The sequence below is a fragment of the Nitratireductor sp. ZSWI3 genome, assembly GCF_024655565.1.
Lineage (GTDB): Bacteria > Pseudomonadota > Alphaproteobacteria > Rhizobiales > Rhizobiaceae > Nitratireductor.
In genome coordinates, this window is the sequence record NZ_JANKOF010000030.1 from 1 (window position 1) to 24017 (window position 24017).

Consider the following 24017-nt stretch of genomic DNA (forward strand, 5'->3'; position numbering starts at 1 on the left):
GACGCACAAAGGACGCTCTGGAAAGGCGGGCCGCCTTCACCCGCTCGGCTGCAAAGCGATCGTGTCGGCCGAGCGGACCAGGTTCGCCATGGACAGGACCACCGCCAGCATCACCGCAAAGGCGATGAAAATCGGCGCAAAGCCTGTTCTTTCGGCGACGAACCCCACCAGCGAGGGGGCGACCAGCATTCCCGAATAGCCGATGGTGGTGGCGACACTCATGCCCGCGCCCGGCGACAGGCCGGGCTGGTTGCCGGCGGCGGAAAAGACGATCGGCACCATATTGGCGATGCCGAGCCCGGCAAGCGCGAAGGCCAGCGTGGCGGCGAGCGGCGACGGCGCAAGGCCGGCGCCCAGCATGCCGACCGTCGCGACGATCCCCGACCAGCGCAGCGTCCTGACGGCGCCGAGCCGGTTGCGCAGGCCGTCGCCGGCAAACCGCATCAGCGCCATGGTTCCGGAAAATGCGGTGTAGGCCAGGCTCGCCCCGGCGATGCCCGCCCCCATCTCCTGGCGCAGATAGAGGGCCGCCCAGTCGAGCACCGCCCCCTCGGGCAGCATGCAGAAAAGCGCGATGACACCCGTGACATAGACCAGCGGATTGCGCGGCAGGCCGCGCCGCAGGCCGGCCGCATGGGCCTTAGCCGGCTTTTCCTCGACGATCAGGTAAGGCAGTGCCGCCACGACGATGAGGAAGGCGAAGGCGACCACGAGGCCGGCATGCGCCATGTGCCCGAACCGCTCGACGATCAGACCGCCGACGCCGGCGCCCGCGAAGCCGCCAAGGCTCCAGAAGCCGTGCGAGGAGGACATGACGGCGCGCCGCAGGCCGCGTTCCACGACGACCGCGTTGGCGTTCATGGAGATGTCCATCGCGCCGAGAAACGCCCCGAAGAAGACGAGCGCTGCCACCATCTGCCAGACCTCGGCGGCAAGCGCCAGGCCGGCGAAGGACAGCGCACAGACGACCGCAGCAACGCGCAGGACGGCGCGGGAGCCCAAATGCCCGATCAGATAGCCGCAGAGCGGCATGACCGCCACCGCGCCCGAGCCGAAGACGAGGATCAACAGGCCGAGCGCCGTCTCGCTGAGGCCGAAACGGCTGACCACCAGCGGGATCTGCGGCGCCCAACTGCCCACCATGAACCCGTTGACGAAGAAACAGGCAGCCACCGCCCAGCGGCCCAGGGACGCATTCTGCATGGACATTCGCAGGCTCCGTAAGGAAGAGATGGCGCAAAGAACCGGGGAGCGATCGTCGATCGGGCCGCATTTGAATCGGTTAAGGCCGATTCGTCAATCACACCCGCCGGCGCCATCCCGCATCCTCACCTTCTCCCGGTAAACGGCAGGCAATCGAGAACCATGCAGCCGTTTCCGTCATCAATTCTGAGCTTTGAGCTGGTGACGCGAGTGGAGGTGATGCGCAAAGGTCAAGGCCCCCCTTCTCCCCGCATGCGGGGAGAAGGAAGCCGTCATCAACTCTGAACGATATGTGGAATGCCGGGCCCCAAGCCAAGAACTGAGCGGTCTTGCGGCTGCCATATGCGATTGCCGCAAAGGAGGAGAAAGTGCCGGCAGGCGATAACGATGAGAGGCGACACCCGCCCCTCAATCACCGTTCTCGAACACCACCAGCAGGTCCTTGGCATCGATCTGGTCGCCAGCCTTGACCAGCACTTCGGCGATGGTGCCGTCGCGCTCGGCGTGCAGCGCCGTCTCCATCTTCATCGCCTCGATGGAAAGCAGGACATCGCCCGCCTTGATGGCCTGGCCGGGCGCCACGGCGAGCGTCGAGACCACGCCCGGCATCGGCGCGCCCACATGCGCCTCGTTGCCCGCCTCGGCCTTGCGCCGCGCCGCCGAGGCGGAAGCCCCGTGGGCGCGGTCTGGCACCTTGACGCGGCGCGGCTGGCCGTTGAGCTCGAAGAACACGGTGACCATGCCCTTCTCGTCCACCTCGCCGATGGCGAGGCAGCGGATGACCAGCGTCTTGCCACGCTCGATGTCGACGAAGATCTCCTCCTCCGGCTGCATGCCGTAGAAATAGATCGGCGTCGGCAGCACGCTGACCGGACCGTAGCTTTCCGAAGCGGCGGCGAAATCCGTGAAGACCTTGGGATACATGAGCCAGGAGGAGAACTCGCGCTCGTCGACCTTGCGGCCGAGCTTGTCCTCCAGTGCTTTGCGATCCTCGGCAAGATCCGCCGCATCGAGCAGCGAGCCGGGCCGCACCGTTATCGGCTTCGTCCCCTTCAGCGCCTTCTTCTGCAGCGCCGCAGGCCAGCCGGCGGGCGGCTGGCCGAGATCGCCGCGCAACATGGAGACCACCGAGTCCGGGAAGGCGATGTCCTTGTCCGGGTTCACGACATCGGCGACCGTCAGATCCTGGGACACCATCATCAGCGCCATGTCGCCCACCACCTTGGAGGACGGCGTCACCTTGACGATGTCGCCGAACATCTGGTTCGCGTCGTGATAGGCGCGCGCCACCTCGTGCCAGCGCGTCTCCAGCCCCAGCGAGCGGGCCTGCTCCTTCAGGTTGGTGAACTGGCCGCCCGGCATTTCGTGAAGATAGACCTCGGAGGCCGGACCCTTCAGGTCGCTCTCGAACGCCGCATACTGGTTGCGCACCGCCTCCCAGTAGAAGGAGATGCGGCGCACCCATTCGCGGTCGAGGCCCGTGTCGCGTTCGTCCCCCTTCAGCGCCTCGACGATGGAGCCAAGGCAGGGCTGCGAGGTGTTGCCGGACAGCGCGTCCATCGCCGCGTCGACCGCGTCGACGCCGCTTTCGACGGCCGCAAGCACCGTGGCCGCCGAGATGCCGGACGTGTCGTGCGTGTGGAAATGCAGCGGCAGGTCGGTGGCCTCGCGCAGCGCCTTGAAGAGAACCCGGGCGGCGGCCGGCTTGAGCAGGCCCGCCATGTCCTTGATGGCGATGATGTGAGCGCCGGCCGCCTCCAGTTCATTGGCCAGCCCGACATAGTATTTGAGGTCGTATTTGGCGCGCTGGGGGTCGAGGATATCGCCAGTGTAGCAGATGGCCGCCTCGACGAGCTTGCCTTCGGCGCCGACCGCATCCATCGCCACACGCATGTTCTCGACCCAGTTGAGACAGTCGAAGACGCGGAAGAGATCGATGCCGCCGGCCGCCGCCTGCTTCACGAAATGCTTGACGACATTGTCGGGATAGTTGGTGTAGCCGACGCCATTTGCCCCACGCAGCAGCATCTGCAGGAGCAGGTTCGGCGCCCCCTCGCGGATCAGCGCAAGGCGCTCCCATGGATCCTCCGTCAGGAAGCGCATGGCGACGTCGAAGGTCGCCCCGCCCCAGCATTCGAGCGACAGAAGCTGCGGCAGCGCCCGCGCATAGACGCCGGCGATGCGCGCCAGGTCGAAGGTGCGCATGCGCGTGGCGAGCAGCGACTGGTGGGCGTCGCGCATGGTGGTGTCGGTGACGAGCACGCGCGTTTCGCCGCGCATCCACCTGGCGAAGCCTTCCGGCCCGAGCGCCGCGAGCTTTTGCCTGGCGCCGTCCGGCACCGGCGCATCCACATAGGGCACGCGCGGGGCGGCGGCTTCCGCATTGGGCCGCTGGCGGCCGCGCGCCTCCGGATGGCCGTTCACCGTCACGTCGGCGAGGTAGTTCAGGAGCTTGGTGGCGCGGTCCTGCCGCCTGACCTGGGTGAAGAGCTCCGGCGTCTCGTCGATGAAGCGCGTCGTGTAGGAGGCGTCGCGAAACTTCGGATGGCTGATGATAGCCTCAAGAAAGGTCAGGTTCGTTGCCACGCCGCGGATGCGGAACTCGCGCAGCGCGCGGTCCATGCGGGCGATCGCCTCCTGCGGCGTCGGCGCCCAGGCGGTGACCTTTTCCAGGAGCGGATCGTAGAAACGGGTGATGACCGCGCCGGAATAGGCCGTGCCGCCGTCGAGGCGGATGCCGAAGCCGGTGGCGCCGCGATAGGCGGTGATGCGGCCGTAGTCGGGAATGAAGTTCTGCTCGGGATCCTCGGTGGTGATGCGGCACTGGAGCGCGTCGCCATTCAGCCTTATGTCGGCCTGCGCCGGCACGCCCGAGCGCGGGTCGCCGATCTTCTCGCCCTCCAGGATGTGGATCTGCGCCTTGACGATGTCGACGCCGGTGACCTCCTCGGTCACGGTGTGCTCCACTTGGATGCGCGGATTGACCTCGATGAAGTAAAAGGCCCCCGTATCGGCATCCATCAGGAACTCGACCGTGCCGGCGCCCACATAGTCGGTCGCCTCGGCGATCTTCAGCGCATAGCCGCAAAGCTCGGCGCGCTGGGCGTCGTCGAGATAAGGGGCGGGCGCCCGTTCGACGACCTTCTGGTTGCGCCGCTGGATGGAGCAGTCGCGCTCGAACAGATGGACGGCGTTGCCGTGCGTGTCGCCCAGCACCTGCACTTCCACATGGCGGGCGCGTTCCACGAGCTTTTCGAGATAGACCTCGTCCTTGCCGAAGGCCGCCTTCGCCTCGCGCTTGGCCTCCGTGACCTCGGAGGCGAGGTCCTTGGCGCTGCGGATGACGCGCATGCCGCGCCCGCCGCCGCCCCAGGAAGCCTTGAGCATGACCGGGAAGCCGATCGCCTCGGCCATCTCGGCGACCTTCGCCATGTCGTCCGGCAGCGGCTCGGTGGCCGGCACCACCGGCACGCCGACCTCGATGGCGAGGTTGCGGGCGGCGACCTTGTTGCCGAGCCGGCGCATCGTGTCCGGGCTGGGCCCGATGAAGACGATGCCGTTCGCCGCGCAGGCCTCGGCGAATTCCGGACTTTCCGACAGAAGGCCGTAGCCCGGGTGGATGGCATCGGCGCCCGCGAGCCTGGCGACGCGGATCACCTCGTCGATCGACAGATAGCTCTCGATCGGGCCGAGCTCGCGCTCAAGATGCGGACCACGCCCGACCTGATAGGATTCATCGGCCTTGAAACGGTGCAGCGAATATTTGTCCTCCTCGGCCCAGATGGCGACCGTTCGGATGCCCAGTTCGTTTGCGGCGCGAAACACGCGGATGGCGATTTCGGAACGGTTGGCGACGAGGATCTTCTTTATCTGCACTGGCAAGGCTCCGGGAAGGTGAATGGAAGCTGCGGCATGCCTTCGGCGCGCGCGTTCCCGCCCCCGCGCCAAAACGACGCGCCATGATTAGCGCGGACGATGCTGCAGCGCAAACGTTCTTGACGTCACGGCAAAGGGCGCGAGGTTCGGGCACCGGGATCGTGCGGGTGCCGCAGCCCCTCATTCGCCTTCCGCGCAAACGAAAACGGCCCGGCAGATGCCGGGCCGCTTCGAAGACGATGTCTTGACGACTACTGCTCGAGATAGTCGTACTTGCCGTCCTTCCACTCGTAGAAGACATAGCCGGGCAGCGTCACGTCGCCCTTGTCGTCGAAGGAGAGATCGCCGAGCACGGTCGAGAACGTGCCATCGTCGAGCGCCTTGACGACCGGGTCGTAGTCGGTGCTGCCGGCGGTCTTGACCGCATCGGCCCAGGCCTGGATCGCCGCATAGGTGTAGAGCGCGTAGCCCTCGGCGGTCTTGCCGGCGGCGAGCAGCTTGTCGACCACGGGCTTGGCGATCTCGTTCTTGCGCGGATCGGGCGAGAACGTCATCAGCGTGCCCTCGCCGGCCTCACCGGTGATGGCCCAATACTCGTCGGTCACCAGCGCGTCGCCGGAAACGAGGATCGTGTCCATGCCCTGCTCGCGCATCTGGCGGGCCATCAGGCCGGCCTCGGTGTGATAGCCGCCCACATACAGGACGCCGATGCCTTCCTGCTTCAGCTTGGAGACGAGGGCGCTGTAGTCCTTTTCGCCGGCCGTGTAGGCTTCGTAGAGCGCCGGCTTGCCGCCGGCGGCCTCGTAGGCGGCCTTGGTCGCGTCGGCAAGACCCTTGCCATAAGCGGTCTTGTCGTGAACGAAGGCGACCTTCTTGTCGGCGAAATTCTCCACCAGGAACTTGCCTGCCACATCGCCCTGCTGGTCGTCACGGCCGCAGACGCGGTAGACGCCCGGTCCCGGGCGCTCGTCGGTGAAGGCCGGGTTGGTGGAGGCCGGCGAGATCTCGATGATGCCTTCCTCGGCATAGACCGAAGAAGCCGGGATCGAGGAGCCCGAGCAGAAATGGCCCGCCACGAAAACCACGCCGGAACCGGCGAATTGATTGGCAACGGCCACGGCCTGCTTGGGATCGCAGGCGTCGTCGCCCACTTCCAGCTTCAGCATCTCGCCGTTGACGCCGCCCGCCTCGTTGATGTCGGCAACCGCCTGCTCGGCGCCCGCCTTCATCTGCTCGCCGAACGAAGCGTACTGACCCGTCATGGGACCGGCGACGGCAATCGTGATGTCCGCCCAGGCGGACCCGGTCATCATGAGGCTGAGTGCTGCGCCAGCCATAAGTGCCTTTTTCATGATTACTCCCTTAAAAACACCAGAAGTTCCCTTGGCTCTCCGGAAATGGTGTTCGGTTTTCCGGTTTGGCCCGCGCGGGCTTGGCGGCCCGCTTAACCGGCATGAAAGCCCAATTCAAAAGAGAAATAAAGGCTTCATACCCGTTAATCGTGAATCTCAGGCACCTGTGCGCCGCCAGCCGAGCGGCCCGCTGCGCTGATATTCGAAACTGTACTGTGTCGACATTTGCCCGGCTCTCGTGATCCGCTTGCCGATGAAGGCGATGATCAGCAGAGCGATCAGGTCGACGACGTAGTATTGCAGGGAAAGCAGCGTGCCCTCGAACAACGCGAAATGGATGAACCGCGTCGCCGCGGCCAAAAGCACGATGTAGAAGGCGAGTTGCGCGTCTCCCTGCCAGGCGCGCGCCATGGCGCGCCCCGTGAGATAGGCGGCGCTGCCGGCCAGAAGCAGGGTGACGAAGAAGAATTCCCAGAAAGTGACTTCCCAGATCAGGGTGTTCTGGTGCTCCATCAGTGCCTCCCGCCTTCCAGATACGCGGCGCGTACCTCTTCCTTCTTGAGCAGTTCCGCACCGGTGCCGCTCATGGTGATGACGCCATTGACCATGACATAGCCGCGATGGGCGAGCTTCAACGCGTGGAAGGCGTTCTGCTCGACCAGGAAGACGGTCAGGCCTTCCTTCTCGTTGAGCTCTCGGATCGCGTCGAAGATCTGCTTGACGATGAGCGGCGCAAGGCCAAGCGAGGGCTCGTCGAGCAACAGCAGCTTCGGCCGGCTCATCAGCGCCCGGGCGATCGCCAGCATCTGTTGCTCGCCGCCCGAAAGCGTGCCGCCGCGCTGGCCGATGCGCTCCTTGAGACGCGGGAACAGCTTGAAGACCTTGGCCAGATCCTCGTCGAACAGCGACGGATCCACCAGCGCCGCGCCCATCTGGAGATTCTCTAGAACCGTCATGCGCGGAAAGATGCGACGGCCTTCCGGCGACTGGGCGATGCCGTGGCTGACGATCTCGTGCGTCGGCATCTGCGTGATGTCCTTGCCGTCATAGACGATCTGTCCGGTACGCGCCCGCGGATCGCCGCAGATGGTCATCATCAGTGTCGACTTGCCGGCTCCGTTGACGCCGATCATCGTGACGATCTCGCCGCGATGCACGTCGAGGTCGACACCGCGCAGGGCGACGATGTTGCCGTAATAGGTCTCGACGCCGCGCACCGAGAGCAGCAGTTCAGCCGCGCCGTTCATGCCTTGCCTCCCTTAGCGGTGGTCTTCTTCTTCGGCTGCGCGCCCCGCTTGCCCGGAACGCTGGTCGGCACCTCGCCCTTGTCGACGCGCTTGGAGAATTCCGTCTCGCCGCCCCTGGCCAGAACCTTGGCCTGCTTCACCCATTCCTCGCGCTCGATGCGGCCGGGGAAGGACAGATAGGCACCGACCCACTCGATCTCGGCTTTCTTCCAGGCCGCCACCTGGTCGAAATGCCAGATGCCGAGCGCGTTGAGCTTCTTCTCGTTGGCCGGGCCGACGCCCTTGATGCGCGTGAGATTGTTGGCGCCGCCGGCGCGCGGCTTTCTGGTGCCGTGCGGCTGCTTGCCGGGATAATCGGCCGCGTTGGCGATCTTGATCTCGCTCGCAGCCGTGGAGGCGGCCTTTGCCTTGTCGGCCGCCGGCTTCGCCTTGGGCGCGGCCCGTCGTGCGGCCGCCCCGCTCTGCGCTCCGGCATCCGTCAGCGGCTGGGCAGGCGCCGCCTGGCGCTTTGCCGGCTTCGCCGCGGCAGCGGACTTCGCAGTGCTCGCCTTGCGCTGCCGGGCAGGCTTCCTGGCGGGCTCGGCAGCGGCCTCTTCCTGCTCCACCTTCTTGACGTCCTTGCGCACTTCCGGCACGTCGATCTCGGCCTCCTCGTCGACGCCGAGATAGGCGGCAATGACTTTCGGATCCGACTTCACGGATCCGGCGGAGCCGTCGGAGATCTTGACGCCGTAGTCGAGCACCACGACATGGTCGGAAATCTCCATCACCACGCCCATGTCGTGCTCGATCAAAAGCACGGACACCTGGTGCTCGTCGCGGATGTATTTGAGCAGGTTGTTGAGTTCGGCCGATTCGCGCGGGTTGAGACCCGCCGCCGGCTCGTCGAGGCACAGGAGCTGCGGTCCGATGCACATGGCACGGGCGATCTCCAGCCGTCGCTGGGCGCCATAGGGAAGATCGGCCGCCGGATCGTCGGCGCGGTCGATGAGATGCGTGCGCTCGAGCCAGTAGACCGCCTTCTGGATCGCCTCGTCCTGCGCTTTCTTGTAGCTTGGCAGGCCGAGAATGCCGCCGATGGAGAACCCGGAAGCCACCATCAGCGTGTTGTGCTGGGCGACCAGCAGGTTTTCGAGCACCGTCATCCCGCCGAACAGGCGGATGTTCTGGAAGGTGCGCGCCACCCGGGCCTTGTGCGAGATCTCATGGTCGGGCATGCGTTCGAGCAGGAAGACCGAGCCGTCGCCGGAGCTCTTCCACTTCAGGCCGCTGGCCGTCACCTCCCCGACCGTCGCCTCCTGCCGGCCGGGGCCGTGGCGCATGACGATGCGCCCTTCGGTGGGCTTGTAGAAGCCCGTCACGCAGTTGAAGACCGTCGTCTTGCCGGCCCCGTTGGGGCCGATCAGCGCGGTGATGTCGCCGCGCCCGACATTGAAGGAGAGGTCGCCGACGGCCACGAGGCCGCCGAATCGCATGGTCAGGTGCTCGACGCTGAGGACGGGATCGCGATCCCAGTTCGGCGCCGTCTCGTCGATGGTTGTCATGTTCGTCGCCGCGTTCATCAGTGTCCCTCGCCCTGAGCCACCAGATCGGCGCCAATGCGCTTCTTTTCCTTGAGGACGGCGGAAGGTTCGCGTGTCGAGACCAGGCCGCGCGGTTTCCAGACCATGATCAGCACCATGGCAAGGCCGAAGATCAGCATGCGGTACTGCACGGGATCGAACCCGCCGCCGAAGACCTGCTGCAGGAAGCCCAGATTGCGCAGAAGCTCGATGCCGCCGATCATCACCACGGCGGCGATCACGACGCCGATCTGCGAGCCGAGGCCGCCGAGAACGACGATCGCCAGGATGATGGCCGATTCCAGGAAGGTGAAGCTCTCCGGCGAGATGAAGCCCTGCCGCGTGGCGAAGAACGAGCCGGCGAAGCCGCCGAACATGGCGCCGATGGCGAAGGCCGTCAGCTTTGTGTTGCGGGTGTTGATGCCGAGCGAACGGCAGGCGATCTCGTCTTCGCGCAGCGCCTCCCAGGCCCGCCCGATGGGCAGGCGGCGAAGCCGCAACGTCACGAAATTGGTGATCAGTGCGAGAACCAGGATGATGTAGTAGAGGAAGATGAAGCGCTGGATCGGATCGTAGGCGATGCCGAAGAAATCGGCGAAACCGCCCTCGCCGCGCTTCAGTTCCAGGCCGAAGAAGGTGGGTTTCGGAATGCCCGAAATGCCGTCCGGGCCATTGGTGAACTCATACCAGTTGAGCAGCACCACGCGGATGATCTCGCCGAAGGCCAGCGTGACGATGGCAAGATAATCGCCGCGCAACCGCAGAACCGGGAAGCCCAGGATCAGCCCCCAGGACGCCGCCAGGATGCCGGCGAGCGGCAGGGCGAGCCAGAAGCCGAAGCCGAAATACTGGGCGAGCAGCGCGAAGGAATAGGCGCCGACCGCGTAGAAGGCGACGTATCCGAGATCGAGCAGGCCGGCGAGGCCGACGACGATGTTCAGGCCCCAGCCGAGCATGATGTAGGTCATGATCAGGATGGCCAGGTCGATGAACTGGCGGTCCTTGTTGGGGAAGAAGATCGTGAAGAAGAAGGGCAGGATCAGCGCGAAGGCGAGCAGCGCGCGCTTCAGCCATTTCGCCACCTGGTCGGCAGCATCGCCCGAGCCCGGGGCCTTGACCTTCATGCGCCGCGTGACGGGCCTGTGCGTCTTGTAGACAAACAGGTTGAGCAGCAGACGGCCGGCAAAGACGATGAGGATCGACACGATCCACGCCCCCCAGCGCATCTTGAGGTCGAGGCCGCCCGGCGCGATGTCGGTGCGGATGCCGATGAAGAAGAAGCCGAGGACGCCGGCGAGGAAGGCCGCGGCCAGCGCATCCTTGACCGATTCGGCGAAGGAGTTCGGATCGCGCTGGCCCCCGGGGGCCGTCGACAGGCGGCGGGCTTCCGCCTCCGCCTGCGCCCCCACGGGCGTGATGTCGGAGGTGGGTGCGTTGGTGTTGCCAGCCATCAGACCTTCTCCACTTCCGGTTGGCCGAGCAGGCCGGATGGCAGGAATATCAGCACGATGGCGAGGATGGAGAAGGCCGCCACGTCCTTGTATTCCACGGAGAAATAGCCGGACCAGAAGACCTCGATCAGGCCGATCAGAAGCCCGCCCAGCATGGCGCCCGGCAGCGAGCCGATGCCGCCGAGCACGGCGGCGGTGAACGCCTTAACGCCAGCCAGGAAGCCGATGTAGAAATCGATCACGCCGTAAAGCAGCAGGAACATCAGGCCGGCCACGGCGGCCAGCGCCGCCCCCATCACGAAGGTCAGCGAGATGGTGCGGTCGACATTGATGCCGAGCAGGGCGGCCATCTTGCGGTCCTGCTCGCAGGCGCGCTGGGCGCGGCCGAGCGGCGTGCGCGAGATCAGAAGGGTGAAGCCCGCCATCAGCACGATGGTCGTGACGATGATGATCATCTGCATATAGGACATCTGGACGACGATGGTGCCGGCCTCGGTCGACCCCTCCATCAGTGTGACGCCGCCGCGGATCTGCGGCGGCAGCGGCTTGACGCGCGCCCCCTGCGTGATCTGCACGAAATTCTGCAGCACGATCGACATGCCGATGGCGGTGATCAACGGCGCGAGGCGGAAGGAGCCGCGCAAGGGCCTGTAGGCCAGGCGCTCGACCGTCCATCCCCAGGCGGACGTGAACAGCATCGCGATGATGAGAACGATGAGCAGCACCACGGGCAGGAACGTGAAGCCCAGCACCGTCGTCAGGACCAGGAACATCGCCAGCGCGATGAACGAACCGATCATGAAGACGTCGCCATGGGCGAAGTTGATCATTCCGATGATGCCGTAAACCATCGTGTAACCGATGGCGATCAGCCCGTAGATGGAACCCAGCGTCAGCCCGTTGATAAGCTGCTGGACGAAATATTCCATGTGATAAGCAACTCCCCTGAAATGTCGCTCCGCGAGCGCATTTCTTATTCTTTTCCCCTTTTAGTCGTAGAGAATTGACGCTCGATTGCAACGCCAAATTTTCCACGGCCGGTTTTCGCACCACGGGCCGGTTGCTCCGGCTCCTATTGACGCGGGAAGCTAGCACCTGCCCGATGCAATGTCATTGCGATGAGGGCGCGATTTCACGAAAAATTCGGGGATTTAGGCGGCGTTCTACCATATCCGCGCATGATTATTGCAAATTTGCGATAAAATCGCCGATGCTGCGCGGGATGTGAAAATGCCCGCATCGTCGTGCGATGCGGGCAGGCAGCGGTTGTTCGAATGGTGCGGAAAAGCCGCTTAATTCATGGTCGGAATGACGAACTCCGCACCGTCCTTGACGCCCGACGGCCAACGCGAAGTGACCGTCTTGGTCTTGGTGTAGAATCGGAACGCATCCGGCCCATGCTGGTTCAGATCGCCGAAGGCGGAAGCCTTCCACCCTCCGAAAGTATAATAGGCGATCGGCACCGGGATGGGCACGTTGACGCCGACCATGCCGACCTCGACGCGCGCGGCGAAATCGCGTGCCGCATCGCCGTCACGCGTGAAGATGGCGACGCCGTTGCCGTATTCGTGGTCGTTGGGCAGCGCCAGCGCCTCCTCATAGGTGTTGGCGCGCACGACGGAGAGGACCGGCCCGAAGATCTCTTCCTTGTAGATGCGCATGTCCTTGGTGACGTTGTCGAACAGGCAGCCGCCCATATAGTAGCCGTTCTCGTAGCCCTGCATCTTGAAGCCGCGGCCGTCGACCAGCAGCTTGGCGCCTTCCTTCACGCCGAGATCGACATAGCCCTTGACGCGCTCCAGCGCCTGCGCCGTCACCAGCGGGCCGAAATCGGCCGAGGCATCGGTCGACGGGCCGACCTTGAGGCTCTCGACGCGCGGGATGAGCTTTTCGACCAGCCGGTCGGCGGTCTCCTTGCCGACGGGCACGGCGACCGAGACGGCCATGCAGCGCTCGCCGGCCGAGCCGTAGCCGGCGCCGATCAGCGCGTCGACCGTCTGGTCCATGTCCGCGTCGGGCATGATGATCAGATGGTTCTTGGCGCCGCCGAAGCACTGGGCGCGCTTGCCGTTGGCGGTGGCGCGGCCATAGATGTACTGCGCGATCGGCGTCGAGCCGACGAAGCCGACCGCCTTGATGTCCGGATCGTCGAGGATGGCGTCGACGGCCTCCTTGTCGCCGTTGACGACATTGAGGACGCCTTCCGGCAGGCCCGCCTCGATAAACAGCTCGGCGATGCGCATCGGCACGCCCGGATCGCGCTCCGACGGCTTCAGCACATAGGCGTTGCCGCAGGCGAGCGCCGGAGCGATCTTCCACAGCGGGATCATGGCGGGGAAGTTGAACGGCGTGATGCCGGCGACGACGCCGAGCGGCTGGCGCATGGAGTAGACGTCGATGCCGGGGCCGGCGCCTTCCGTGTACTCGCCCTTCATCATGTGCGGGGCGCCGATGCACACCTCCACCACCTCGAGGCCGCGCTGGATGTCGCCCTTGGCGTCGGGAATGGTCTTGCCGTGCTCGCGCGCCAGAAGCTCGGCGAGCGCGTCATATTCGCGGTGCACGAGGTCGAGGAACTTCATGAGCACGCGCACGCGGCGCTGCGGGTTGGTCCTCGCCCAGCCGACCTGCGCGGCCTTGGCGTTCTCCACCGCGGCGCGCACTTCGGCGGCGCTCGCCAGGGCGACCCTGCCGCGCACCGAACCGTCCATGGGCTGCATCACGTCCTGACTGCGCCCGCTGGTGCCGGCGACACGCTTGCCGCCGATGAAATGACCGATCTCCTCCATGAGGCATCTCCCTGGTTTGGAATTTTTCGCATTGTCCCGCTTCACGGCCGCCTTTGCAACGCGAGGGAAAAAGCAGCCGTTGTGCAAAATTTAATGCAAACATATAATGTTCGGTGCGAAAATTGCTTATCCAATGGTGCGATTCCAACAGATGGTACCCATCCGTTGGGAAAAATGATCCCACCAGATCAACAACTTGTGGATCAGACCACTGAGAGGACAGATGAACTGGGACGACGTGCGGATTTTCCTGGCCGTGGCGCGTGCCGGCCAGATCCTGGGGGCGGCAAGGCGGCTGGAGCTGAACCACGCCACCGTCTCACGGCGGGTGGCGGCGCTGGAGGAGGCCGTCGGCGCCAAGCTGTTCCATCGCCTGACGACGGGCACCGAGCTGACCGCGGCGGGCGAGCAGTTGCTGGCGACGGCCGAGCGCATGGAGGCCGACATGATCGCCGCCCGTGCCGAGATCGCCGGCGAAAGCGAGGACGTGACCGGCACGGTGCGCATCGGCGCGCCCGACGGCTTCGGCGTCGCCTTCCTGGCATCGCGGCTGGGTGCGCTGACCGCCCGCCATCCCGGCCTTGCGGTGCAGCTCGTGCCGGTGCCGCGCTCCTTCTCCCTGTCGCGGCGCGAGGCCGACATCGCCATCACCGTCGACCGGCCGACAGAAGGGCGGCTCGTCGCCGCCAAGCTGGTCGACTACACGCTCGGCCTCTACGCCTCCAGGGCCTACGCCGCCGAGCACGGCCTGCCGAAGGGCGCCGGCGAGCTCGCCGCGCACCGGCTGGTCGGCTACGTGCCGGACCTGGTGTTCAGCCCGACGCTCGATTACGGAACCGAAATCTGGGAGAACTGGCGCGCCGATTTCGCCGTGTCCTCGGCCATGGGCCAGGTGGAGGCGGTGCGCGCGGGCACCGGCATCGGCATTCTGCACACCTTTATCGCGCGCGGCCATGACGACCTGGTGCCGCTCGGCTGGGCCGGGCCGATCCGCCGCAGCTACTGGCTCGTCTACCACGAATCGATGCGCCCGACCCGCCGCATCCAGGCCGCCGCCGCCTTCATCGGCGAGCTGGTGGAGAAGGAGCGGCAGCGCTTCGTGTGAACGGGACGGCGCATCGGCCCCGCCGCTTCAAGCAAAAGAAGCGCTAGCTGGCCCGCTCCAGCATCTCGACCATCTGCGAATAGCCCCGCGAACGGGCGTGCTCCAGCGGCGTCACCCCGTCGCGGTCGGCGATCGACCGGTCCGCGCCGGCATCGAGCAGCAGGCGGACGACCTGCTGATGGTCCGCACCGCCATCGCCGAGGATCACCGCTTCGATCAGGGCGGTCCAGCCGAGATTGTTGACGTGGTCGAGCGGCGCGCCGGCAGCGATCAGGCGTCGGACCACCTCGACGTGCCCGAGATGGGCGGCGGCGATCAGCGCCGTTCCGTCGTACGGGCTGGTGACCAGCCCCGGCTCGTTGCCGAGCTCGATGGCGAGCGACATGAGTTCCGGATCGTCCGCGACCGCGGCGATGGTCACCACGTCATAGGCCTGGCCCTCCAGCGCGTTCATGTTAGCGCCCGCTTCGGCGAGGGCACGCAGCGCCTCCTCATGCGAGGCGAACGCCGCGACATGGGCCGGCGTGCGGCCTCGGCCGTCGCGCCCGTTGACATCAATCGCCGTGCCGGCAAGCCGGCGGATGTCTTCGACATCGCCGCGCTGGGCCGCGTCATGCAGCCCGGTGAAGGCAGCGATCTCCGCGCTCGACGGCGCTGTCTGCGCGTGAACCGGGAAGGCGAGTGCGAGAAGTGCAGGAATGAGGATCGTTCGAAGCATGGCGAAAGCCTCTCCATTGGCTGTGGCCCGCGCTGGCGGTCCGATCCGGACGGATGGACCACCGGTCTGGCCATTGCGGCTCATTCGGCGCCGATGGCGTCCAGCCCGGCGCGCGCGCAGGTGGCGTCGATATCGCCCGACGGCGCACCGCCGACGCCGATGCCGGCGACGAGAGCGCCGCCGATCCTGACCGGCAGGCCCCCTGCCTGGATCACCAGACGCGCATCCATGTCGCGCAGGCCGGCATTCTGCGGATTGGCGCTGATGAACTCGGCGAGCCCCGCGGTGTCGCGGCCCATCGCCGCCGAGGCAAAGGCCTTGCCCTTGGCGCTGTCGGCGGTGTGCGGGCCGGACTGGTCCGCCTTGAGCAGCACCTTGGTCGCCCCGTCGCGCGCCACCACCGCAACGCTCACATTGTGCCCTTCGGCGGCGCATGCGTTGAGCGCCGTCTGGGCGGCCGTCACGGCCATGTCGAGCGGCAGGTAGGGAGCTTGCGGAAGCTCCTGCGCGACCACTGCGGCAGGGGCGAGGACGGAAGCTGCAAACACGAATTCACGGATCATCGGGATCTCCTTTTCTTCGGTGGAGAAAAGCTAACGCCGGCGCGCCGCGCGCAACATTCGTAGGGTTTGCACGGCGGTCCGTAGTTCTACGGAGACCTCTACCGCCCTTCGAGCCAGATGCGGGTCAGTTCCGCCTGCGAGGTGGTGCCCAGCTTGGCGCCGATGGCGGCGCGATGGCTTTCCACCGTGCGCGGAGACAGGCCGAGCCCCTCGGCGATCTGCCGTGTGGTGTATCCCTCGGCGACGCGGTCGAGGATCTCCCGTTCGCGGGCGGTGAGCGCGGCGAGGAGCGCCTGCGTCTCCGCCTTCTCGGCGCGGCCACGCAGGCTTTTCTCCAGCGCCTCCTGGCCGCGCTGGATCGCATCGATCAGATCCTGCTCGTCGACCGGCTTGGACAGGAAATCGATCGCACCGTTGTGGAAGGCCCTGCGACAGGCCTCGATGTCGCCATGGCCGGAGATGACGATCGTCGGCCAGTCCACCCCCTGCTCCGCCAGCCGCTCCTGCAGCTTCAATCCCGAGATCAGCGGCATGCGGATGTCGAGAACGAGGCACCCGGGCTCAAGCTGCCCGACCCGGGCCAGAAACGCCTGCGGATCGGCAAAGCCCGTGACCTTGATCCCCACCGTCGACAGGAGGAGGCCGAGCGCGCTGCGCACCGCATCGTCGTCGTCCACCAGATAGACGGGACAGGTCATTGTGCGGCCTCCTTCATCGCGTCGGCGCTCGGCAGGACGACGCGGAACTTCGCCCCCGACCCGCCATCGACCAGGGAAATCTCGCCGCCGGCGCGCTCCACGAGGCGCTGGCTGAGCGCCAGGCCGAGCCCCGTCCCGCCGGTCCGGGTGGTCGTGAACGGCGTGAAGAGCCGCCGGCGCAGATCGTCCCTGACACCCGGCCCGTTGTCGGCGACCTCCAGCACGGCCCGGGTCCCGTCCAGCGCGAGCGCGACCGTCACCCGGCCCGGCCCGTCGGCCCCCTCCAGCGCCTCGACGGCGTTGCGCACGAGGTTGAACACCACCTGCTCCATCTCGACGGGATCGGCGACGACCAGGACGGGTGTTCGCGGCATGTCGAGCTCCAGCCGCACGCCGCCCGGCTTGGTCGCTTGCGCCATCAGGGCCTCGACATTGCCGATCGCCTCGCGCAGGTCGAAGGCAGACGGGGCGGCGCGTTGCGGGCGCGACCAGTCGCGAAACCGCTCGAGGATGCCGGATGCCCGGCGCGCCTGGGTCACCGTGTCTTCGAGCACCGCTTCCAGAGCCGCTGCGTCGCCGCGACCGAGCAGCCTGCGCCCCGCCTGGGCCTGCGCGAGGATCGCGGTCAGCGGTTGCGTGAGCTCGTGCGCCAGGCCGCTGGCCATCTCGCCGAGCGCGTTGACCCGCGAAGCATGGGCAAGGCGCGCCTCCACCGTGCTGAGCCGCGCCTGCCGCATGGCGGCGCGCGTGCGGGCGCGCTGGCGGAAGACCGCCAGCGCCGCGAGATAAAGCAGGCTGACGGCAGCGGCGACGAGGGCGGTTCGCAAGGGCGGGAAGAGATCGGCGAACCCGATCTCCATCCCGGTTTCCAGAAGGAGCGGCTGCGAGGCGCTGCCCAGCGGCTTGGAGAAGCGGGCCGAGGACGGTAGCACGGCCGGGCCATAAAGGCTCTCGCCGCCCGGCAGCGACAGGCGAAGGGAAACGCTCGGACGCGACCAGAACGGCCCCGCTTCGCCGATCAGCCTGCCGGCGTCGATCCCCAGCGCGAGCCCGTAGAGCGCGGCATCCGTGTTGGGGCTGCGCTTGACCATCATGTAATGGTTCGGCCGCTCCGTGCGGGCGAGCAGTACGATCCGCCCGTCGGAGGAGCGCGCGGCGTTGCGGATCTCCTCGGCCACGGCAGGCGGGAGAGATCCGATACCGATCGTCGCCTGCCGTTCAGCAAGCGGCACCAGCTGCACGTTGTCGATGCGCGGATAGAAGCGGGTGATGGTGGCCGCGACATCGAGAAACAGATCGGCCCTGCGCCCCTCGCCGGCGACCGCGATTGCCGACAATGCCGTCATGTGCGCGTCGTGCTGATCGGCCCGCTGGGACACCAGCCGGTGGAGGATGGTGCTCTCCTGCCCGAGCTCCGAGACCAGGGTCAGCCGCTGGTAGGCCGCCAGCGCCCCGCCGGCCAGAAGCAGGAGCAGGACCCAGAGCAGGATCGGCCATAGCCGAACCCCGCCGATGTGGCGACCGTCGCGTATCATCGGGACAAGTTACCAGTTCGCACGCCGCGTCCAAGCCCTTTGCGGGCGGGCCCGTGCCGGCAGCCGACATGCCGGCGCTCTCGACGACCACGGCGGACGGGGGACGCCCGCCGTGGAATGCGGTCACGACCGCCGGGTGGCACCGCGCCCGAGGCGCAGCTGCGCAAGGAGAGTGACCGTCGCCATCGCCGCCACATATGCGGCCAGCGGCCAGGCGGTATCGCCGTCCAGGAGCACGACGAACGAGGTTCCGATCACGCCGACGATCAGGCTCTGGATGCAGAAATGCAGCGCGACCGCCGTCCCCGCGATCTCGCCGAACGCCTGCAACGCACCGTTGGCGGTGACGGAGGTGGTGAAGACGATGCCGACAGCCACCAGCCACATCGGCACGATGAAGGGCAGGAAGGAAGGCGCCAGGACGAGTTGTCCGAGCATCAGGAGACCCGCCCCGAGGATGAACAGCGCCATGCCACGCCGCACGCTCCCCGCGATCCCCCAGCGCTCGACGAACCGCCTGGCAAAGCGCGTCGTGGCGATCATAACCAGGGCCACGGTGGCAAAAGCCAGACTGAACTCCAGCTCCGTCAGCCCCGCCCCTTCCATCAGGACACGCGGCGCGGTGGAGAAGAAGACGAAGAACGCCCCCATCGCCGTGCCGAACGCCATGGTGTAGGTCCAGAACGCCATGCTGGCGAACACCGGGCGGAAGCCCGTCCCGCGCGGCGCAGCGTTGCGGGGCCGCGTCTCATGCCATTGCGGCAGCACCAGCGCCAGCATCGCGACGGCCGGCGCGCCCAGGGCGATGAAGACGCCGCGCCATCCGAACGCGTTGACGATGAGCGCTCCCACGATCGGGCCGAGCGCCGGCACGAAGGCCAGCATGGCGCTCATCAGGCTGTAGACGAGAGCGCTCTCCGGCCGGTCGGCATAGACGTCGCGCACCGTGGCGAACAGGGCGACCAGCATCGCCGACGCCCCGACCGCCTGCAAAAGACGCAGCGCCACGAACGGATAGGCCGACGAGGTTGCCGCGAGGGCGAACGAGCAGGCCGCAAAGACGACGGCGCCGCCGATCAGCACCGGGCGCCGGCCCAGGCGGTCCGACAGCGGGCCGAACACGATCTGCCCGACGCCGAGCATGATCATGTAGAAGGTCAGCGTGAGCTGGACCACGGCCGGCGTCGTGTTCAGAATGCCGGGCATCGCCGGGACGACCGGCAGGTAGATATCCATGCCGAGCGAGGCAAGGAGGTTGAAGGGTGCCAGCAGCACCAGCGCCACCGGCAGGCTGTGGGTCCACAGCCGTGGGTTTCGAGTAAGCATGGGAAAGCATCCGCTCGAGTGATGAACATTCGGCGGCGGCCTGCCTCACGATCCGGGATCGGGGTCCGAACAGACTGCCGCAACAACAAGAAGCGTTGTTGCGGCTTACCGGTCTGACGTCTTGGATCCCATGGTCATGCCCTTCGCGGGTTGCAATCTTCAGGTTTTGAAAAACCGTGTCTACCAGCGCGGCACGGCCAGGGCAACAGCATCGCCCTGCCGCACAAAGCGGCGGCGTCTCAGACGAACGGTCTGGCCGGATCGTAGCGCCGCGGCAAGAGCCGCTCGAAATAGGCGCGACCCGTGTCCGAGATCCTGTTCTCGTGGAGATGCAGGAAATCGTCCGGCATGACCCGCGTCTTGCCGGCCACCGCATTGAGATCGACCGCCCGGCAGACCGTCTTCTCGCCGTCGAACTCTAGGGCCACGGAACCGTCGCCCTGTTCGATGGAGGCAACGGCGAAGGCGCCGGCCTCGAAAGCCTCGCGCGCATCCGTGCCGTTGACGGTGGCGATGTTGCCGCGCGGCAGATAGCCGAACGTGTCGACACGGGCGCGGCGGCCGGGCATGTCCTCGGCCAGGATGCGCTCAATGGCCTGGCCGAGATCGCTGCCGGACAATTTGAGATTGCCGTGCGCGTCGCGCTCCTGCAATTCCGGCGGCACCAGCGTTTCGACCAGCGACCGCCCCTCGGCGTCGGCAACGCCCTCCGACATGGCGACGATGCAGCGCCCGCGCCGGTGGAACACGGTCTTGACGTCGTCGATGAAGCGCTTGCGCTCGAACGGGCGCTCCGGCACGTAGATGAGATGCGGACCGCTTTCCTCGTCCAGCGTCCAGGCGGCGCCCGAGGCGGTGAGAAAGCCGGCATGGCGGCCCATGACGATGCCGACATAGATGCCCGGCAGGGCGCGGAAGTCGAGATCGACGCTGAGGAAGGCACCCGCCACCATCTCGGCGGCGGAGATGAAGCCCGGCGTGTGGTCGCTCTCCATCAGGTCGTTGTCGATGGTCTTGGGCGCGTGCATGAAGGTCATGCCGCCGCCGGAGGCATCGCGCAGGATGGCCTGCGTGCCGGAGGTGTCGTTGCCGCCGATGTTGATGAAGGCGTCCGCGCCGACCCCCTTCAGCCCTTTCATGATCGTCTCGCAATAGGCCGCGTCCGGCTTGTCACGCGTCGAGCCGAGGGCGGCGCTGGGCGTCGCGGCGATGCGCATGAGCTCCGCCTCCGGCAGATCGGACAGGGTGACGAAGCGGCCGTCGCGCACCCCGCGCACACCATGCAGCGCGCCGAGCACGCGCGAACCGGGATAACGCCGGCGCGCCTCCAGCGTTGCACCCACCACGGTCTGGTTGATGACGGCGGTCGGCCCGCCGCCCTGCGCGATGACGATTGTTACGCTCATACCGGACGTCCTCTCTGCGGTGGGAACCGCCCAAGCATGGCATGGGAGGCAGACCCGGGGAAAGGCAAAATGCGCGAAACCGCGGCGGTCGGCCCTCCCGGTTCAGCAAAGCGGGAAGGCCGCGGCCAGCTCTAATCGAACTTCTTGCGCGCCTTCTTCTTGCCGCCCGCAGCAAGCTTGTCGGCGTTCGGCCTGCCGGCCTTCTTGCCCTTGCCGCCCCAGGGCCTCGCCTCGGCGCTTTCCTGACCGCCTTTGCGATGCGGCTTGCCGGAAGGCTTGCGCTCGCCCTTGCCGCCATACGGCTTTGCACGGGGGCGCGGGGAAAAGCTCGGCGCGCCGGCAAGACGCGCGACGCGGATGCTTCCTTCCAGCATCGCCTGCGGGCCGATCGCTTCCAGGAAACGCTCGACGCTGGCGGCATCGATCTCGACGCAGGTCTCCTCCGGCTGAATCCTGATGGCGCCGATCTCCCGCTTGGTGATGCCCCCGGCGCGGCACAGGAGCGGAACGAGCCAGCGCGGCTCCGCATTCTGCTTGCGGCCGACGGAGAGTGAGAACCAGGCGCCGTCGGAAAAATCCTCGCGGCGCGGCTTGCGCTCCTCGCGCCCGCCGGCCTCATGGATGGTCACCTCGGAAAGGTCTTCGGGCGCCGACAGCCTGCCGCGCTGGAGGCGGATGAAGGCGGCCGCCACCTGCTCGGCGCCATGTTCGGCGAGCAGCGCGCCGACCATCTCGGCCTCGCTCTCCTGCACCGGCTCACCCAGGCTCGCATCGGCCATCAGCCGTTCATCGTCGCGGCGCAGCACCGCCTCGGCGGAAGGCGGGTTGGCCCATGCGACCTCGATCCTGGCATCGCGCAGCAGCCGCTCGGCGCGGCGCCGGCCGTTGACCGGCACGATCAGCGCGCTGACGCCTTTGCGCCCGGCCCGCCCGGTGCGGCCGCTGCGATGCAGGAGCGTTTCGCTGTTGGTCGGCAGGTCGGCATGGACGACCAACTCGAGATTGGGCAGGTCGATGCCGCGCGCCGCCACGTCGGTCGCCACGCACACGCGCGCCCGCCCGTCGCGCATCGCCTGCAGGGCATGCGAGCGCTCGTTCTGGCTGAGCTCGCCCGACAACGCCACGACGGAGAAGCCGCGGTTGTTGAAGCGCGCCGTGACGTGGTTCACCGTGGCACGCGTGTTGCAGAACACCAGGGCATTCTTGGCCTCGTAATAGCGCAAGACGTTGATGATCGCGTTTTCCCGCTCCTGCGGCAGGACGAGGAAGCCGCGATAGTCGATGTCGCCGTGCTGCTTCTGCTCGGCGGCGGTGGTGATGCGCACGGCATCGCGCTGATAGTTCTTCGCCAGGTTGGCGATGGTGCGCGAGACCGTGGCCGAGAACATCAGCGTGCGGCGTCCGACGGGAGCCGCGTCGAGGATGAACTCCAGATCCTCGCGGAAGCCGAGATCGAGCATCTCGTCGGCCTCGTCGAGCACCACCGCGCGCAGGTTCGACATGTCGAGCGCATCGCGGCGGATGTGGTCGCACAGCCGGCCGGGCGTGCCGACGACGATGTGCGCACCGCGTTCGAGCGCCCGGCGCTCGGTGCGGATGTCCATGCCGCCGACGCAGGAGGCGACGAGCGCCCCCGTTTCGGCATAGAGCCATTCGATCTCGCGCTTGACCTGCAGGGCCAGCTCGCGCGTCGGCGCGACGACGAGCCCGAGCGGCGCGCCGGCGGGGCCGAAACGCTCCTGCCCGTCGAGCAGGCTCGGCGCCAGCGCGATGCCGAAGGCGACCGTCTTGCCCGAGCCGGTCTGCGCGGAAACGAGCGCATCCGCGCCCCGCGGCTCGATCCCGAGAACCGCCTTCTGGACCTGGGTCAGCTCCCGATAGCCGCGCTTGTCCAATGCCCGGCCAAGCGCCGGAACTATGCCTTCGTATTCAGTCATTCGTCTTCTTCCGGAAACGGCAGGCGCGCCCCTCGCATGGTTTCGTGGGCGCGCGGCGCGGCGTTTTGCCGACGCTTTGCGCCGTACCTACGCGGGCCGGAAGCAAATGTACAGGAGGTGCGGGGAAATTCGGCGCGGCGACGACCACCGGCCGTTCAGCCGGCCGGCCGCCTAGCGCATCGGCCCGAACATCGGAATCGATTTTTGGAAAGCACAATGCGCAGATTCAAGGATCTACAGCGATGCGGAGTGCCGCCGCTCAGCCGACGAAGGCGCGCTCGACGACGAAGTCCGCCGGCTCGGCGTTGGAGCCTTCCTTGAGCCCGGCCTTCTCGACCAGCGCCTTGACGTCCTTGAGCATCGCCATCGAGCCGCAGATCATGACGCGGTCGTTCTCGCGGTTGAACGGCTCGGTGCCGAGCGCCTTGAACAGCTCGCCATTCTCGATCAGCGTGGTGATGCGGCCCGTGACCGGCGAGGGCTCACGCGTCGTGGAGGTGAAATGGGTAAGCCGCCCCTCGACCAGCTCGCCGATCAGCGGATCGTCCTTCAGAGCCGCCACCAGCTCCTTGCCGTAGTCGAGCTCAGCCACGTCGCGGCAGGTGTGGGTGAGGATGATGCGGTCGAACTTCTCGTAGGTCTCCGGATCGCGGATGAGGCTGGCGAAGGGCGCGATGCCCGTGCCGGTCGAGATCATGTAGAGGTTCTTGCCGGGCGTCAGCGCGTCGTTGACCAGCGTGCCGGTGGACTTCTGGCGCATCAGCACCACGTCGCCCGGCTGGATCTTCTGCAAATGCTGGGTGAGCGGGCCGTCCGGCACCTTGATGGAGAAGAACTCGATCTCCTCGTCCCAGTTGGGGCTGGCGATGGAATAGGCGCGGAAGACCGGCTTCTGCGCGTTCGGCAGGCCGATCATCACGAATTCGCCGGAGCGGAAGCGGAAGCTCTGCGGACGGGTGATGCGGAACGAGAAGAGGCGATCCGTATAGTGCTTGACCGAAACGACGCGCTCGGCATGGCAGCCGGCGGGTATCGGAAATTCGGGGGCCTTCTCGGCCTGGGTCTCGCGAAGCGCGGCGCTGTCCATGGATCACTTCCCTCGTTCGGTCGGAAATCTGTATGCCTGTTTCTGACGCGGATGCAAACCTCAAACCCGGCATCGACGGCAGCTCTTGCCTGAGCCCTTGCCTGCCGAGATTATTAGTATACAAATGAATTTCAGGTCAAGGTTCACGGGTTCCGACACCTA

General features: G+C 66.7%; 18 protein-coding genes. 1 reads left to right on the forward strand and 17 read right to left on the reverse strand.

Annotated features, from left to right (window positions below):
• Nucleotides 1-36: 36 nt before the first annotated feature.
• The 9 genes from NUU27_RS11475 to NUU27_RS11515 all read right to left on the reverse strand — a co-directional run bounded on the left by NUU27_RS11475 (nucleotide 37) and on the right by NUU27_RS11515 (nucleotide 13480).
• Nucleotides 37-1209: an MFS transporter gene (locus NUU27_RS11475; protein WP_257762239.1), complete on the reverse strand. Its 1173-nt coding sequence runs from the start codon at nucleotides 1207-1209 to the stop codon at nucleotides 37-39.
• 402 nt (nucleotides 1210-1611) lie between these two features.
• Nucleotides 1612-5079 carry a pyruvate carboxylase gene (gene pyc, locus NUU27_RS11480; RefSeq protein ID WP_257762240.1) on the reverse strand — a complete coding sequence of 1156 codons (3468 nt, stop codon included), beginning with the start codon at nucleotides 5077-5079 and terminating at the stop codon, nucleotides 1612-1614.
• A gap of 251 nt (nucleotides 5080-5330) precedes the next feature.
• Nucleotides 5331-6431, reverse strand: coding sequence for a branched-chain amino acid ABC transporter substrate-binding protein (locus NUU27_RS11485; RefSeq protein ID WP_257762241.1), 1101 nt, complete (start codon nucleotides 6429-6431; stop codon nucleotides 5331-5333).
• Between the two features lie 156 nt (nucleotides 6432-6587).
• Complete coding sequence (locus NUU27_RS11490) at nucleotides 6588-6944, reverse strand: DUF6867 family protein (protein WP_257762242.1); 357 nt, start codon at nucleotides 6942-6944, stop codon at nucleotides 6588-6590.
• Nucleotides 6944-7678, reverse strand: a complete 735-nt coding sequence (locus NUU27_RS11495; RefSeq protein ID WP_257762243.1) for an ABC transporter ATP-binding protein — start codon at nucleotides 7676-7678, stop codon at nucleotides 6944-6946. Before NUU27_RS11495 ends, NUU27_RS11490 begins: the two co-directional genes overlap by 1 nt.
• A complete protein-coding gene (locus NUU27_RS11500) occupies nucleotides 7675-9240 on the reverse strand; it encodes an ATP-binding cassette domain-containing protein (protein WP_374566519.1) in 1566 nt (521 codons plus the stop codon). Before NUU27_RS11500 ends, NUU27_RS11495 begins: the two co-directional genes overlap by 4 nt.
• Nucleotides 9240-10691 carry a high-affinity branched-chain amino acid ABC transporter permease LivM gene (gene livM / locus NUU27_RS11505; protein WP_257762245.1) on the reverse strand — a complete coding sequence of 484 codons (1452 nt, stop codon included), beginning with the start codon at nucleotides 10689-10691 and terminating at the stop codon, nucleotides 9240-9242. The genes NUU27_RS11500 and livM overlap by 1 nt, the downstream gene beginning before the upstream one ends.
• Complete coding sequence (locus NUU27_RS11510; protein WP_257762246.1) at nucleotides 10691-11620, reverse strand: branched-chain amino acid ABC transporter permease LivH; 930 nt, start codon at nucleotides 11618-11620, stop codon at nucleotides 10691-10693. The genes livM and NUU27_RS11510 overlap by 1 nt, the downstream gene beginning before the upstream one ends.
• A 363-nt stretch (nucleotides 11621-11983) precedes the next feature.
• Nucleotides 11984-13480, reverse strand: a complete 1497-nt coding sequence (locus tag NUU27_RS11515; protein ID WP_257762247.1) for a CoA-acylating methylmalonate-semialdehyde dehydrogenase — start codon at nucleotides 13478-13480, stop codon at nucleotides 11984-11986.
• A gap of 223 nt (nucleotides 13481-13703) precedes the next feature.
• Here NUU27_RS11515 and NUU27_RS11520 point away from each other — a divergent pair, with 223 nt between their 5' ends.
• Nucleotides 13704-14585 (forward strand): LysR family transcriptional regulator, encoded by an 882-nt coding sequence (locus tag NUU27_RS11520; protein ID WP_257762248.1) that lies wholly within the window; start codon nucleotides 13704-13706, stop codon nucleotides 14583-14585.
• A 43-nt stretch (nucleotides 14586-14628) separates the two neighbouring features.
• On the opposite strand, the gene NUU27_RS11525 is transcribed toward NUU27_RS11520, so the two are convergent.
• The 8 genes from NUU27_RS11525 to NUU27_RS11560 all read right to left on the reverse strand — a co-directional run bounded on the left by NUU27_RS11525 (nucleotide 14629) and on the right by NUU27_RS11560 (nucleotide 23855).
• A complete protein-coding gene (locus NUU27_RS11525) occupies nucleotides 14629-15303 on the reverse strand; it encodes an ankyrin repeat domain-containing protein (RefSeq protein WP_257762249.1) in 675 nt (224 codons plus the stop codon).
• 80 nt (nucleotides 15304-15383) lie between these two features.
• Complete coding sequence (locus tag NUU27_RS11530; protein ID WP_257762250.1) at nucleotides 15384-15866, reverse strand: heme-binding protein; 483 nt, start codon at nucleotides 15864-15866, stop codon at nucleotides 15384-15386.
• Nucleotides 15867-15964: 98 nt separating this feature from the next.
• A complete protein-coding gene (locus tag NUU27_RS11535; protein ID WP_257762251.1) occupies nucleotides 15965-16564 on the reverse strand; it encodes a response regulator transcription factor in 600 nt (199 codons plus the stop codon).
• A complete protein-coding gene (locus NUU27_RS11540; protein WP_257762252.1) occupies nucleotides 16561-18099 on the reverse strand; it encodes a sensor histidine kinase in 1539 nt (512 codons plus the stop codon). Before NUU27_RS11540 ends, NUU27_RS11535 begins: the two co-directional genes overlap by 4 nt.
• A 123-nt stretch (nucleotides 18100-18222) precedes the next feature.
• A complete protein-coding gene (cml, locus tag NUU27_RS11545) occupies nucleotides 18223-19425 on the reverse strand; it encodes a CmlA/FloR family chloramphenicol efflux MFS transporter (protein ID WP_257762253.1) in 1203 nt (400 codons plus the stop codon).
• 239 nt (nucleotides 19426-19664) lie between these two features.
• Nucleotides 19665-20831 carry a diphosphate--fructose-6-phosphate 1-phosphotransferase gene (locus tag NUU27_RS11550; protein WP_257762254.1) on the reverse strand — a complete coding sequence of 389 codons (1167 nt, stop codon included), beginning with the start codon at nucleotides 20829-20831 and terminating at the stop codon, nucleotides 19665-19667.
• Between the two features lie 131 nt (nucleotides 20832-20962).
• Nucleotides 20963-22768: a DEAD/DEAH box helicase gene (locus tag NUU27_RS11555; protein ID WP_257762255.1), complete on the reverse strand. Its 1806-nt coding sequence runs from the start codon at nucleotides 22766-22768 to the stop codon at nucleotides 20963-20965.
• A gap of 259 nt (nucleotides 22769-23027) precedes the next feature.
• On the reverse strand, nucleotides 23028-23855 hold the full coding sequence (locus NUU27_RS11560) for a ferredoxin--NADP reductase (RefSeq protein ID WP_257762256.1): 828 nt from the start codon (nucleotides 23853-23855) through the stop codon (nucleotides 23028-23030).
• Between the last annotated feature and the right edge of the window lie 162 nt (nucleotides 23856-24017).